Annotated in this window: 3 protein-coding genes; all 3 read left to right on the plus strand. The window is 49.9% G+C overall.

Annotated features, from left to right (window positions below; genetic code table 11):
• Positions 1-11 precede the first annotated feature (11 nt).
• The 3 genes from HJG39_RS07285 to HJG39_RS07295 are packed head-to-tail and all read left to right on the plus strand — an operon-like array spanning position 12 to position 16,760.
• Positions 12-4,967, plus strand: coding sequence for an SDR family oxidoreductase (locus HJG39_RS07285; RefSeq protein WP_268408230.1), 4,956 nt, complete (start codon positions 12-14; stop codon positions 4,965-4,967).
• A gap of 45 nt (positions 4,968-5,012) precedes the next feature.
• Positions 5,013-9,782, plus strand: coding sequence for a type I polyketide synthase (locus HJG39_RS07290; RefSeq protein ID WP_268408231.1), 4,770 nt, complete (start codon positions 5,013-5,015; stop codon positions 9,780-9,782).
• An 18-nt stretch (positions 9,783-9,800) separates the two neighbouring features.
• Positions 9,801-16,760, plus strand: a complete 6,960-nt coding sequence (locus HJG39_RS07295; protein ID WP_268408232.1) for a non-ribosomal peptide synthetase — start codon at positions 9,801-9,803, stop codon at positions 16,758-16,760.
• Positions 16,761-16,777: the final 17 nt, after the last annotated feature.

The following is a 16,777-nucleotide window of genomic DNA, read 5'->3' on the forward strand; positions in this document are numbered from 1 at the left end:
GAGGACGCATAATGGACATTAAAGATCTCGCACTCGACAGCTTGCTGAGCAAGCAAGACGCCAAGGCAGATGACATCACACTGGTGAAAACCGGTGACACTTCCCCCCAAGGTTCAACGGAAGTTGCGATCATTGGTGCCTCTGTGCGAATTGGTGCAGCGAATGACCTCAATGCGTTCTGGGAGATGCTAGCAAAAGGTGAAACTGGCACGCGTGACTTACCGCCAGCGCGCCGTGCCGCCTTCGAAGAATACTTACACTTACGCGGTGTGTTTCATCGTATTTCCGAAGGCGATTACCAACGCGAAACCTTCCTCGATGACATCGACAACTTCGATTACCGCTTCTTCGGCATGTCCAAGCAAGAAGCCAACCTGATGGACCCAAACCAGCGTTTGTTCTTACAAACCGGTTGGTCTGCCCTTGAAGATGCGGGTTACGGCGGCGACAGCATTCGCGGCAGTAAAACTGGCGTATTTTGTGGTTACAGCGCCGACTTTGGTCAAGACTACCGCCACATCATTCATACCTTTGCCCCAGACGCCCCGGAAATTGCCGTTGCCGGTAACGTAAAGTCCATCATTGCTAGCCGCTTGGCCTATCAAATGGATTTACGCGGCCCAACCATGATGATCGATACAGCCTGTTCTTCTGGCCTTGTGGGTGTGCATTTAGCGCTTCGCTCCATTCGCAATAACGAGTGTGACATGGCGTTAGCCGGCGCAGTGAAAATCGACTTCTTACCGGTAATGGACAGAGACAACACCGGCGTTGGCACCAAAGATATTCAAGACACCATTGCCGCCGATGAGCGCACCAAAACCTTCGACGATTTCAGCGATGGCACCTCAGCAGCCGAAGGCGTGATTGCCTTTGTGTTAAAACGTTATGACCAAGCGCTAGCTGATGGTGATAACATTCTCGCCGTGGTGGCAGGCAGTGCCATCAACCAAGATGGCCTTTCAGTTGGCATTACCGCGCCAAATTCCGATGCCCAAGCAAGATTAATTCAAGACGCCCTACAAGACGCTAACTTAGAGCCGGAGCAAATCAGCTACATTGAAGCCCACGGTACGGCAACACGTCTTGGCGATCCCATTGAAGTGGCAGGCGTAAGTAGCGCATTTTCTCGTTTCACTCAGCGCAAACAATTCTGCGCCATTGGCAGTGTAAAAACCAACATTGGTCACATGGACAACGGCGCTGGATTAGCAGGTTTAGCTAAAGTCATTGCCTCGTTACAACATGAACAATTACCGCCAAGCTTAAACTTCAATACCCCGAACCGAAATATTCCGTTCGAGCAGTCGCCAGTGTATGTCAACGACATGCTGCGTCCGTGGTCAGTACCCGAAGGGCAACAACGCATTGCGGGTATTAACTCCTTTGGTTTAAGTGGCACAAATTGCCACGTCATTGTGCGTCAAGCGCCTTCGATGGCATTTAATGAAAGCGATAAAACCGATACAACACCGCATTTATTGGTACTTTCAGGCATTAACCAAGATGCCCTTACGCGCCAAGCCCAGAACTATTTACAACATTTAAGCAGCGAGTTTGGCAAGCAACAACGCTGGCAAGACATCTGCTTTACTGCGGCTGTTGGTCGCGCACATCATCAAGCGCGTTTAGCCATTGTTGCCGACTCCCAGCAAAGTGCCGCAGAAGCGTTGACTGCTTACTTAGAAAATTCGACAAACGCAAACTGGCAAGCCAATCAATTTAAAGTGGTGCCGCAAGCGTCAGGCAACGCCCAAGAGCTAACAGAAGCCGAGCAACAACAACTCAGCCAACAAGCTGATGCGTTAATTGAAAAAGCCCTGAAAAACCATTCCTTAGCAAACGAGCTTAGCGCGTTACAAGCATTATGGGTCAAAGGTGCAAATCCCAATTGGTCTGCTGCATATAAGCAAGAATCTAAAGAAAATTCGCCGCAATACCGCCGCGTATCCTTACCCACCTACCCCTTCGCCCAAGAAAGTTGCTGGGTAGAAGCCACAGTTGCCGCAGAAAGAGCCGTGGCCCAAGGTGCCAACGCCAAAACCTTTAATCACCCCTTGCTCGACCAATGCGTGGTCGATAGCTTTGGTTTAAGCGTGTATCGCGTGAATTTAAGCGCGCGCAAGCATTGGGAATTGGCAGACCACATCGTCAAAGGCGTGTGTGTATTACCGGGAACCTGTTACATCGAAATAATGCTGCAAGTGGCAAAACAACTGCGGGGCGCGCACTATCACGACCAACCTTGGCCGTTGGTATTTGAACGTGTTCAGTTCTTGTCACCGTTCGCGATCTACCCCAAAGAAAACCGCGACTTACACATTCAAGTGCAAGAAAAACAAGCACGCCAGTACGACATTCGCATTGTTAGCCGCGACGACAAAGGCATTAACGCCCACGCACGCGACATTGAGTGGGACGTTCACGCCGAAGCCAGCATTCGTTTAGAGCAAGATGCGCCGCAAATGGGCAGCGTGAACCCGGTTGATTTAATCCCCGGCTTCTCGCGTCATTTATTATTCGCCCAAGCTGATGATGTACGTCGAGGTTTAGAAATTGGCGACCGTTGGAATCACTCTTACGAAGATGGCTGGCACAAAGACGACATGAGCGAATTCATGGTGAAATTAGCCTTGCCTGCACCTTTTCATCATGAAGGCGAAGTTTACGCATGGCATCCAGCGTTACTCGATGTTGCTGTTAACGCTGCTAACCACGTATTAGGTGAAGACGATTTATACCTGCCCTTCTCCTACAAAAACTTCACGGTCATCAGCAAAATGCCGGAAGAAGTATACGTCTGGTTCACCACCAAAAACGCCTCGGGCGAAATGTACAGCTTCGATATTCGCTTAATGGATACCAAAGGTAACGTCTGTGGTCGTATCGACGAATACACAGTAAAACGTGTACCAGAAAGCGAATCATTCGACCAATCTGCCTCGTTACCACAGGTGTTTGCGCTAAGTGCGACAAACGCCGGAGAAGCTTCCCAAGAAACGGCGGGTGATCAAGAAAACACCAACATCAATATCAGTGGCGAACCCATTTTGTTCATGCACAATGGCAGCGCTTCACAACGCGCATTATTGGCCGTATTGAAGCACCAATTTGGCGATGTTGTTGACTTATGCTTAACGGAAGCCGCGTTAAATAGCGAAGATGAGCAAGCACAGAACGCGGTTCGCGAACAACTCCAAAGTGTAAATAATCAAACTTTTGCAGCCGCGCTCTATGCAGCCACGTTAACTGACGCTTTTAACCATGATGGCGTTAGCCAACTCACGCAAACCTTGGCGTCGCTTAAAAATAGCATCAACGCCTTAGTACAGGAAAAAGTGCTAGTAAACGGCCCTGCGTTTGTATTGACATCTCAAGGCGTAACTGCCGCCTTAGATGACACCAAAAGCTATCAAGTTGAGCCGGACCAAGCCGCCATTGCCGCCTTTGTACGTATTGCTGGTATGGAAAACCCGCAACTTAAACTTACCTGCCTTGACGTCAGTCGTCAGGATTTACAAAACAAAAACGCACAATGGTTCAGCAATGCGTTAGCTGCTTTCGATAGCAACCAAAACCAAAGCCAGTTGATGTGGCAACGCGACAACACCCGTTTGGTGGAACAGCTTGAAGTGCTAAACCTTGGGGCGGATAAATCCCTAAACCTTAGTGATGACGGTGTTTACCTCATTACCGGGGGGACGGGCGCATTAGGTTTAGAATTGGCCGAATGTTTAGCCTACGAATTCCAACAACAAGATGCCAACCAGCATACGGGCAGCCTAAAACTGGCGCTTATTGGTACAACCGCATTGCCGCCCGAAAATGAGTGGGATTCGCTTCTCAACGAGAGCAACGGCAGCAACGATGCGTTAACAACCAAACTCAGCAAATTGCAACACATTCGAAGCACAGGCGCAGAAGTCAGTTGCCATGCCGTGGATTTAGCCGACAGCAAGGCCATTCAAGCTCTAACCGAGCAGCTTCGAACACAGCATCAAAAAATCAAAGGCGTGGTTCACGCCGCAGGTCGTGCAGGTGCGGGCTACTTAATGAATAAAACCGACCAACACATTCATGATGTAGTGGACGGTAAAGCCCTTGGTGCATGGTACTTACATCAGCATACTTTAAACGACGATCTACAATTCTTCGTGATGTATTCCTCTATCGCTACAGTGCTACGCAATCCGGGCCAAAGCGACTACACCGCCGCTAACAGCTTCTTAGATGCCTTAGCAGAATATCGTCGCGACCAAGGCTTACCCGCGCTGTCTGTGTGCTGGCCTGCATGGCGCGAAACCGGTATTGCCGTGGAATGGAACGCGGTAGACGAAGACGAATTCTTCGCACCTATTAACACCGCACAAGCCTTAAGTTTACTTGCCAGAGCCATGCATTCCAGTGAACAGCTCCCGGCAAGCATCGTGCTAGCGAGCTTGAATAGCAAAGCCACCTTGGCCGATCTACAACAGCTTGGTTTACAGGCATCGGCTGGCTTAGAGCGCTATCTCACACAAAACGAGCAGAAAAATGCCAATGATGGCAGCGCAACAGGCGATGCCAGCGACATGCCGGATGTCGTGCTAAAAAGCATAGCCGACCCAGACGAAATAGACCGTTTGGTAGCGGGTACATGGCGCAAAGTGCTGGGTATGCCGGAGTTCGATTACGAAGAAAGTTTCAGCGATTTAGGTGGCAACTCCATTTTAACCACACAGCTTTACAAAGAATTCGATCGCCTGCATCCGGGCATGATCGAAATGGCGGATTTGTTCAGCAACACCACCATTAAATCGCAAGCAGAACAACTGAAAAAAGCCCTTGGTTACAACAAGGCAGATGACACGGACAACGCTGCATCAGGAGAGGATGCTAACGCCGAGGATGAGCAAAACATGGACGACATTCTGGCAAAACTGGCCTCTGGCGAACTCTCCGCTGAAGAAGCGCAAGATTTGCTATGAAGCGTGTAACAACCGACATCAGATTAACCGGAAAAGTGAACTATCATGAATTCGATTAAAAACTACATCCTGCAACAGGTCGCAACCAAAGCTATTACCCAAGAGCAGGCCAAACAATTCCTGTTAGAGCTGAGCCAAGCACAAGCGGCGTCATCCGAAGCAGCAAGCAGTGACGACGACAACGCCGTGGCAATTATCGGCATGTCTGGGCGTTTTCCTAAAGCAGAGAATGTAGATGAATTCTGGCAACTGCTGCGCGATGGGGTGAACTGTGTTGACGATTTTCCAGAAGAGCGTCAAAAAGACTTCGAGCACATCTTACGTAACCCCTACTACACCGAATTTTTGATTGGCGATGCCATCGCGGAAAAAGACATTCACCGCGCCCACGCCAAAGCCGGTTACATGAAGCAAATCGACAAATTTGATGCTAACTTTTTCGGCATTCCACCGAGCGAAGCCACTCACATGGACCCAAATCAGCGCCAAGCATTAGAGTGCGCGTGGGAAGCCATGGAAGATGCCGGTTACGGCGGTGAAACGCTTTACGGCAAAGACGTTGGCGTCTACATCGGCAAAGAAAACACCAACTATTCCTTGTACCGTTACTGCGCGGAAAAAGACCCGATGCAGCTTACTGGTACGTGGGAATCCATTATGGCAAGCCGGATTTCCTACTTATTTAACTTCCGTGGCCCGTGCATGGTGGTCGATACTGCTTGTTCTGCGGGCTTAGTGTCGGTACACATGGGCGCGGCAGCCGTGCTTAACGGCGACTGCGACCTCGCCATTGCAGGTGGCATTAACTTGTCGATTGTGGGCGAGCTTAACACCGAATTCCAAGGCGGCATGACCATGGATTCGGTGGAGTCATCCGACGGTAAAATTCGCACCTTCGACGCCAAAGCCAACGGCACCGTATGGGGTGAAGGTGTGGCATTAGTGCTACTCAAGCCGCTGAAAAAAGCGCTTCAAGATGGCGACCACATTCACGCCATCATTAAAGGTAGCGCCATCAACAACGACGGTGCGTCCAACGGGTTAACCGCACCTAACGCCGATGCCCAAGAAGACGTTATCGTAAAAGCATGGGAAAACGCTGGCATTAACCCAGAAACCCTCAGCTACATTGAAGCCCACGGCACAGGCACCGTATTAGGCGACCCTATCGAATTTAAAGGCTTAACCGGCGCGTTTCGTCGTTACACTCAGAAAAAACAATTTTGCGCCATTGGGTCACTCAAAACCAACATGGGTCACTTAGTCGCGGCATCGGGCTGTGCGTCACTGTTTAAAGTCGTTAAACAGATGCAACATAAGCAATTAGCGCCCACCATTAACTTTAGTGAGCCTAACCCCTACATTAGCTTCCAAACTAGCCCTTTATATGTAAACGATCAGCTCAACGACTGGAAACCTAACGGACCAAAACGTGCCGCCATTAGCTCTTTCGGCTTCAGCCACACCAACTGTCACATGGTCATTGAAGAAGCACCCGCTTATACGCCAGCAGAAGCTACGCGTCCGGCTTATGTACTCAGTATTTCGGCCAAGAAGCCTGCACTATTATTGGATTACATCGAACGCTATCAAGACCGTATCAACCATAGCGACGAGTGGAACTTAGCAGATTTATGCTACACAGCTAACATTGGGCGTGGTCATTACGCCAGTCGTATTGCCATTGTCGCTAACAGCGAACAAAGCTTAAGCGCACAATTAGAAGCCGCGAAAGCATTAGTGGAAAACAGTGAAGCCGCTAATGCCGACAGCACCGTATTTTATAACACCCACGGCATCGTATCGGAAAAGAAAACCCAGCGTGAAGCCGGTGAAATTACCGATAAAGAGAAAAAACAAATCACCCAAAATGCCGCGGCAGCACTCAGTCATTGGCTAGAATCTGGAAACGCATCGGATATTACCGAAGTCGCGCAACAATATGTGGCCGGCGCAGATGTCAATTGGTCGGAAGTTTACAAAGGTGAAAAACGCCATCGTTTAGCCATTCCCACCTACCCATTTGAACGTGTGCGTTTATGGGCAGAGCCGAAAATCACCAAAATTGCCGACTTCACTTCACGTTTGCATCCCTTGGTGGACCGCCAAAGTGCGCAAAGTGACAACGCATGGACATACGAATCAGTATTCACGCCAGAAAATCACTGGGTACTATCGGATCACAAAATTAAAAATACCTGCGTTGTACCGGGCACAACCTATTTAGAAATGGCCCGTTTTGCTGTTAGTCACGCCCTAGGGCTAGGCGCTATCGACATGCAGAACATCTTCTTCCTACAACCCATGGTGGTAGAAGAAAATGAGCAGCGTTTAGTGCGTATTACCGTCACCAAAGAAAACGATACCGCCAACTTCAGCATTGAAAGCCGCGACAGCGACAGCAGCGACGACAACGACTGGCAACAGCACGTTGAAGGCAAAGCCGTAGCATTGACCGATGCGCCTTCTGCCGCGCCGGATATTCCCACGCTGCAAAAACAATTGCCGGACTTTGAAGAACACTACAGCCCAGAAATGGACACCGGTGTGTTCCAATTTGGCCCACACTGGAACAGCGTGCGCAGCTCATGGACGCACAACGAGCGTTTCGATATGGATGCCTTAGCTAAACTCTCGCTGCCGCAAGAATTACAAGGCGAGCTCGACAGCTTCCTGATTCACCCATCTGTGCTTGATAACGCCATGAACCTGACCTCGCAAACCAGCGGTCACACCTTCTTGCCGTTCATGTACAAATCCTTCCGTTTCTACCGTCCGTTCAGCACCGTAATGTACAGCTACATTAAGCCGGGCGACATTAGTGACGAAACCCACAATTACGATGTGGTGTTAGTGGATGAAGAGGGTCAAGTCTTAGCAGAAATTAACGGGTATGTGACCAAGAAAGTACACAGCTTTAATTTCAGTGGCGATGCACAAAATGAATACCTTGCCCTACGCTGGGTGCCTGCTGGCGAGTTATCTGAAAAGCCGGTGATTCCAAGCACGGTGAGCGTGTTCGCTCAAGAAGTGAATAGCGACCTAAGCGACGCCTTTGCCGACGCCGGTATTAAGGCGCAAATTCACAGCCTTGATAGCCTCACGCCAGAACGCGCCGCAGAACTTGCTCAAGGCGAATTGCAATCGACCGATGCCATCGCCATTGTGATGAACCAACCGGTGGATTTTGCCAAACTCACTAACGACCAAAGCGCAGCGTTACAAAAACACAGCAACGATGCCCTGTTTAGCCTGATAAAAGCTAACGCCGAGCACAAAGTGAAGCTAAATGCGGGCTTGTTAGTCTTAACCCAAAACAGTGTTGCAGCCGGGCATGACGATAAGGTTAACAACCCGTGGGGCGCGTCAGTTACTTATTTAGCGCTCACCGCCGCCCAAGAAGATGCCGACCTAAGCGCGCGTGTATTAGATGCCGACAGCATCGACAAACAAAGCATTGCGCAACTCATTGCGTTACCAGTAGGCAAACGCTTTGCTTTGCGCAACAGTCAGTTAACTCAAGCGGAACTTTACCCAACCGAGCTAGCAGCGGTTGACTCAAGCCGCATTGATTCTGGCGTGTATGTGATCACCGGTGGTTTAGGCGGCCTTGGTTTAGCCACTGCCGACTACCTTGCACAGCAAGCACAGCAACGTAAATTGGACATCCACATCGTGCTCACTGGCCGCTCAACACTAGCCGATGCTGCACAATGGGGCGAACTTGCCACGCAAGCCAACGATGAAAAACAAGCTAGCCGCTACAGCAAGCTTGTCGACTTGCAAAAACGGGTGAAATCCGTGCGTTACCTTGCCACCGACATAGCCAACCCAGAAAGCGTGCATCAGCTTATTAGCGACGCAAACAGTATAGGCAATGGCATTCGCGGTATTTTCCACACTGCGGGGATTGCCGGAGATGGCTTTATTTTGCGTAAAACCGCCGAAACCTTTGAGTCGGTATTAAGCGCGAAAGTCAACGGCACCGTGTTTATGCTCAACGCATTACGTGAACTCAAGATTTCGCCTGATTTCGTCTTACTGTTCTCCTCAACAACTGCCCTAACCGCAGGCGAAGGTCAGAGTGACTACGCTGCCGCCAACGCCTTTATGGATGCCATCGCCAGCAATAACAACGGCGTGTACGCCATCAACTGGCCAAGCTGGGCAGAAGTGGGCATGGCTGCGGATTACGGTATTGGTGATGAAAACTCCCCATTTGCGTTAATCGCTCCAGCCCAAGCCTTTGCCAAAATGGAAGCCATTTTTGCGGCCAGCAACGAACAAGCAGTGAATAACATCATCCCAAGTGATGTGAACCCAGCGGTACTGGCTGACGAATTAGGCCATTTGCCAATTGCCCTTGTGCCAGAGCTGGAAACTCGCTTAAAACGCGCCGCTAGCAGCAATGCCGATGCAGGGGTAGACGATGTAGATGTGGATATTCGCGGTAAGAGTGAAGACGACCTCACCGAAACCGAAATCACCCTTGCCAAAGTGTACGCCGCTGTATTGGGCCTAACCGAAATCGACATTTTCACCAACTTCCAAGACATGGGCGGCAACTCCATTATCGCCACCCACTTATTGAAAGTCATAGATGAATACTTCCCAAGCGTGGTGGATATTTCCGACGTGTTCTCCTACCCCGCAATTGACGTAATGGCCGAATACATCGACGAAAAACGGGGTGTGGAATCCAAACCCGCCGCTGGCGCAAGTGAAGAAAAAGCAGAAGATAAAGACTGGGACAACATGCTAGACAGCGTGGTTGATGGCGAAGGTTCCATCGACGATTTACTGGACTCATTCTAACGAGTTGGAGATAAGCGAGTGACTCAACAAACGGCAGACAACAAAAAAGACCTCATGCGTTACCTGATTGAACAGGTAAAAGCAGGTTCGTTGCCAAAAGACAAAGCGGTGGAATTCTTGAAGGTTGTGGACGGAGTAAAACCCGAAAACGCGGCCGCTCAAGACATCGCCATTGTTGGTATGGCCTGCCGTTTCCCCGAAGCCGACACCAAAGAAGCCTTTTGGGACAACCTTGCTTCAGGTAAAAACAGCATTCGCCCTTTCCCAGAAAAACGCCGTGAACAGCTTTTATCTATTGAAGATGACGACATTGAGCTATTTAACGGCGGCTTTTTAAACTCCGTTGAAGACTTCGACAACGACTATTTCAGCATTCCACCCGCCATTGCCAAGCACATGGACCCTTACCACAGGCTGTTCTTACAAAGCCTGATTGAGACCATTGAAGATGCCGGTTACAACCGCACCGACTTGCAAGGCAAAAACGTGGGTATTTACGCCGGTAACGACCACACCCACCGCTTATTCAGCAACTATTTAAGCTTTATTGAAGACAAAGATTTCAATTCTATTACCGGCTCATGGACAGCCGTATTCGCCAGCCGTTTGGCGTACTTGCTGAATTTACAAGGCCCCGCGCTGGTAATCGACACCTCCTGCTCTTCTGGCCTTGTGGCCATGGATTACGCCATTAAAGGCTTACAAGCTGGCGATTGTGAATCGGCACTGGTTGGCGCGGCGAACCTGTTTTTTGCGCCGGGCAAAGGCATTGTTGGCGATGTAGAAAACGACGACTTTATGGTGCGCACTTTCGATAACCGAGCTTCCGGCACGGTTTGGGGAGAAGGCGTTGCCAGTTTCCTACTAAAAACCGTGGAACAAGCGGAAAAGGATGGCGACGACATTTATGCCGTGATTAAAGGCATTGCCGTTAACAACGATGGCGCATCCAACGGCATTACCGCACCCAACGCCAGAGCACAACAAGATGTGCTGCAAAAAGCGTGGAAAAAAGCAGGGATTTCGCCAGAGCAATTGTCCTACATTGAAAGCCACGGCACAGGCACCAATTTAGGCGATCCGATTGAAATTCGCGGCTTAAGCAACGCCGTTGCCAAACACACGCAGCGTAAGCAATTTTGCGGCATCGGTAGCGTAAAAACCAACATTGGTCACACGGTTGCCACTGCGGGATTGGCATCACTAAGCAAAGTATTGCTGAGCTACAAACACCAGCAATTACCGCCCAGCTTGAACTTTAATGTGCCCAACTTATTTATCGACTTCACCAACAGTCCGGTGTATGTCAACGATACCTTGGCAAGCTGGCCGGTGAGCGATCAGCCGCGCTATGCAGGCATTAGTTCGTTTAGCTTAAGTGGCACAAACTGCCACTTGGTGTTGCAAGATTACGTGAAGCAAACATCAGAAGTGAAAAGAAACAGCAGCGAACAACCGCTATTGTTAGTGATCTCGGCGCGAAATAACGCCTTATTGCAGCAAACTGCGCAACGTTATTTAGATTTTATTGACGCTGAACAACCAGATTTATATCACCTATGCTTTACTGCTGCTCACGGGCGTGAACAACACCAACACCGCATTGCTATTGTGGTGTCTTCTTTGAACGAGGCAACGCAAGCCTTGGCCTTAATTGCTCAAGCCGACACAGCGGGCATCGACAAAAACAGCAACATCATCACCTTGCAAAGCGCAGGCGAAAGTAAGCTTTCCGGCAGCCAACTCGACAAGCACGCCAAAGCGCTGATTCAAGAGGCTGAAACGAATCGCCAATCTATTGATGTAAAAGCCATCGCCACCGCCTTTGTCCAAGGTGCGCGCGTGAATTGGTTGCCGCTGTTTGCAGAATCGGATCGCAAACGAGTTCACCTTCCTGCACAACCCTTTAAAGAAGAAGCCTTCTGGTTATTGCCGAAAAAACGCGTGGTAAGCACGCAACAAGCACAGAACGACGCCGATGAAACTGCGGAAATTCTTGCCGAAATTAGCGGCAAACCTGCGCGCATTGAAGGCGTTGCCAACGACGACAGCTTAAACGGATTAGCAGCCAAATTTGTGGCTTATGTGATTGCCGAAACCCTAGGTTATAACGACTTAAGCGTTAGCAGTGATTACTACGCACTGGGCGGTGATTCCATTACCAGCACAAAAATCACCCATATTTTAAGCGACTTGTTACCTATTGAAGTGCAAGCCAACGATTTACTGGCAGCCGAAAATATTGGCGCTTTTGTTGCCCGTGTTACCGAGATTATTCTTGTCTCTCCTGAAGCGTGTAACATGCTTACGTCAAAACAGCCCAAAGGCCAACAACAGCCCTCAAGCGGGGCAAATGCCATTGTCACTTTGCCGAAACAAGCACACTACCCGCTTTCTCGCGCGCAACAACGCATGTACGTGTTGGCAGGGCTTGCGCCTAATTCCACCGCTTATAACGTCAACGCCGTGGTGGAAATTAGCGAGTTACCGGACTTAACCGAAACCGAAAACCTGTTTAATCAGCTTATTTCACGCCATGAAAGCTTGCGCACCGGTTTTAAAATGCAAGGCGAAACGCCGGTTCAGGTCATTGTGCCTAAAACCTCAACCAGCGCCCACATCAAGGTCACGCACACCAAGCTTAGCAATGCACATGACAGCATCGACGCTGCCGTGCAGCAATGGGCCAGCGACTTTATTCAGCCTTTCGATTTAACCACACCACCATTGATGCGTTTGGGCTTTGCCTCCAGCACCGATAACAGCCGTCATTACATGATCCTCGATATGCATCATATCGTCACCGATGGCACCTCAATGGGCTTGCTCATTGGCGAATACATGCAACTGGCCGCCGAGCAAGAGCTTGCGCCGCTCACCTTGCAATACAAAGACTTCGCCCAGTGGCACAATCAGCAAATGCCGCTTCTGGAAAACAAACATCAGGCTTATTGGCTTGAACGTTTTGCCGAAGAAGTGCCCGAAGCGCAGTTGCCGCTCGACTTCCCTCGCCCAGCATTCCAGAAGTTCGATGGACACAAAGTGCAATCAGTATTAAGCCGCGACCTGTTAGCGCGCTGCAAAACCTTTGCTGCAAGCGAAGGCATATCGTTATTTATGATGCTGTCAGCCGTGTTCCGCGTGTTAATGGCAAAATACCAAGTAGCCAACGACCTTGTGCTAGGCACGCCAGTCGCAGGGCGCAACCGTCGCGAACTGCAATCCATGATTGGTATGTTCGTTAACACCGTTGCCTTGCGTTATCAGCTAGACCAAACCCATAGTTTCAGCGAGATTTTACAAGGCGTAAAACAACACACTTTAGCGGATTTTGCGCATCAAGATTACCCGTTCGAATTGCTACCAGAACAACTGGATATTCCGCGCAATAACGCTAAAAACCCCTTGTTCGATATTTACTTCGTACTGCAAAACGAAGACATGGGCCTTGATGGCGATGGCGTGAACATGCTGCCCGTGGATACCGGCATTGCCCGTTTCGACTTAACCGTTGTCTGCCGAGAGTTGAAAAACCAATCGGCGCAGCACGGCATGACCATTGATTGGGAATACGCCACCAGCTTGTTTAGTGCGCGCACCATTGAACGCATGGCAATGCATTTTGAGCAAGTGCTGGAACAATTACTCTCACAGCCTAACGTTGCCGTAAGCGAAATCAGTTGTTTAACTGTCGACGAATACCAAAAGCTGGTAGTCGATTTCAATCAAACCGAAACCGATTACCCGTCCGATGCGCCAGTACAGCAGTTGTTCGAACAGCAAGTGGCGCAACATCCCGACGCGGTGGCGTTTCGTTATGTGGAAAACGGCGATAACGTTGCCGTTGAATTAACCTACACGCAACTCAATAACGCAGCGAATCAGCTCGCACATAAGCTCATTGCCGAAGGCATTCAAACGCAGCAAGTAGTGGCCTTGTATTTACCTCGCTCGGTGGACATGGCAATTGCCATTTTGGCGACGCTTAAAGCAGGCGCAACTTATGTGCCTATCGACAGCGCTAACCCAGAAGATCGTAACCAAGGTATTTTAGAAGACAGCGGCGCGGCGTTAATGCTCAGCCATTCCAGCATGACGCCGTTGAATGCCCCCGTGCCCACATTGCAAGTCGATGAACTGGATTTATCCGCGCAAAGCACCGAGAACCCGCCAACCTTAAACAACGGCGAAAGCTTGATTTACTTGATGTACACATCCGGTACAACGGGCAAACCCAAAGGCACGCAAATTCGCCACAAGAGCGTCACCCGCGTAGTCTGCAACACCAACTACATGACGCTTTCACCAAGCGATGTGTGCTTGCAGATTTCCAGCTTCGCTTTTGATGGCTGCGTGGCAGACTTTTACGGCGCATTATTAAACGGCGCAAAAGTCATTCTTACTAGCAAAGAAGACACCCTAGAACCAGCGACATTAGCCAAGGTGATCCGCAGCCAGCAAGTAACGTCGATGTTCGTAACAACGGCGCTATTTAACATTATCGCCGACAACATTTTAGATTCCCTTGGCAGCATCGAAAACATCATGTTTGGTGGCGAAGCGGTGTCGGTACAACATGTGGTCAAAGCCTACCAACAACTTGGCGCAGGCAAACTGATCCACGTATACGGCCCAACCGAAAGCACGGTATTTGCCACAGGTTATGTCATTAACGACCTGCCGGATTCGCCGGTAACGATCCCCATTGGTCCAGCCATTGCCAATACCCGTGTGTACGTGTTGGATGACTTCTTAAGGCCAGTTCCCGCAGGCATTAGTGGCGAACTCTTTATTGGTGGTGATGGCATTGCCCTTGGCTACCTGAATCGCCCGGATTTAACCGACGAGCGCTTTATTGCGTCACCATTTGTTGAAGGCGACCGCTTGTATCGCACGGGAGATGTGGTCACTTGTTTAGACGATGGCAGCATCGTGTATCAATCACGTAAAGATCATCAGGTGAAAATTCGTGGGTTCCGCATCGAGCTAGACGAAATCAAAGCCATTTTGAATCAATATGATGGCGTGATTGATAGCATTGTTACTGCTGATCCAGACGACAGCGGCACGCGCCAATTATTAAGCTGGATTATGGTCGAATCGCCAGAAAGCTTCGACGCTCAAGCCTTGTTAGCGCACCTACGTAGCACCTTACCGGACTACATGATCCCTGCGGCAATCACGCCAATGGCAGAATTCCCGCTGAATAATAATGGCAAGCTAGACAAAGCCAAACTGCCAGCACCGCAACTGAGTTCAGGCGAAAAAGTCGCTGCCCGCGATGACGTAGAGCAAACCATGTTGGATGTGTGGCAGGATATTTTGCAAACCCAAGAAATTGGCGTCACCGACAACTTCTTCTCTATTGGCGGCGACTCCATTAAAGGCATTCAGGTGGTAGCTCGTTTGCAAGAGCGCGGCATTAACCTTGATACCGCCACCTTATTCCAGCATCAAAATATTGAAGCTTTGGCGAAGCACACCGCGCTAAACAACCAAAGCATGCAAATATCCCAAGCGCCGTGTGAAGGCGAGCTAATTCTCAACCCAGTACAGCGCTGGTTTATGGATTCGGTCAACCAACAAGGCTTGTCGGCTGCGGCATACAACCAGTTTAACCAAGCCATGTGGATTGCCTTAGATGCCTCAGAGGCCATCGGCGAAGCACAGCTTGAGCGCGCCTTGCAACAGCTTTGTGAGCATCACGATATGCTGCGTGTTGCCTTTAGCGTGAACGCCAATGCTGACCAGCCTGCGATATTCGATTCACTATCGCACCAAGCCTTTGTGATTAACAGCACCAACGTTAGCGACACGCAATTAGCCTCGTCAGAAACCCAAGCATTCGCGCAAAGCATACAGCAACACATCAACATTGAGCGTGGCATTCATGTGAGTGCAGGCTTGCTTAGCAGCACTAAAGACTCTGCCCAACAAGCGTTAATCATTGCGATCCACCACCTTGTGGTGGATGTAATCAGTTGGAGCGTGTTATTGAACGATTTAATGACTCTGCTTTCTTCCGACAACGCCTCTGGCGAGCCTACCCCGTTGCCAGCAAAAACCCTGAGTCAACAAGTGTGGAACCAAGCCTTGTTAGCGCATGCAGATTCCGCGCAAGTGCAGGATAACAAAGATTACTGGCTGGAAATGGCGCAACAAAGCTGGACTTTCCCTGAGCTAGATAAACCCGCCGGTAAAGTAGCCGACGCGCAGATCATTCATCAACGCCTTGAGGCGTCGCTCACGCACCAATTACTGCACGATGCGAATTCGGCCTTCACCACCGAGCCACAGCATTTGTTAATTAGCGCGCTCACCCTTGCCACAGACAACTGGGCCGGAGTTGGCAAGCGTTTATTGAACTTGGAAAGTCACGGCCGTGAGCCTTTGGCTAATACGCCAGAGCCTTCAGCTAATAAAGAACCGGGTAGAACCGTTGGCTGGTTTACCAGCACCAGTCCATTCCTGCTAACCAGTGAAGGCGCAAGCAGTGAAAAACTGAGCACCGCAGATTTAATTAAAGACGTAAAAGACCGACTGCGCCGCGTGCCGGGCAACGGTCGCGACTACGGCTTACTGCGCTGGTTATCCACACAAACCAGCGACGCCGAAAAACAACAACTGGCACAGCTACAACCGCACATCGGCTTTAACTACCTTGGTTTGCTTGATGGCAACCAACAGGTGCAGCCGTTAGATCGTAGCGTAACCACCAGCAGCGAGTTTGAACAAACGCTGCCGTTAGATTTAGTGCTGTTCGTACGCGATGAGCAATTAACGTTAGAACTCATGTACGACAGCCAGCGAATTGATTCGCAACAGGCCAACGCGTTGTTAACTCACTACACCGAAGCATTAGCACAGATTGTTAGCTTCTGTACGGGTCAGCAACACAGTGAAAAAACGGCCACTGATTTTACCGTCACTGAACTGGATCAGGACGAGTTTGACGACATTCTGGATGACATTTTCTAAACACGGTTTAGATCTAA

Source organism: Alteromonas sp. a30, from assembly GCF_026788005.1.
Lineage (GTDB): Bacteria > Pseudomonadota > Gammaproteobacteria > Enterobacterales > Alteromonadaceae > Paraneptunicella.

Coding starts and splice junctions, on each gene's coding strand:
- HJG39_RS07285 (WP_268408230.1), top strand. CDS start 12: ATGGACATTAAAGATCTCGCACTCGACAGCTTGCTGAGCAAGCAAGAC.
- HJG39_RS07290 (WP_268408231.1), top strand. CDS start 5,013: ATGAATTCGATTAAAAACTACATCCTGCAACAGGTCGCAACCAAAGCT.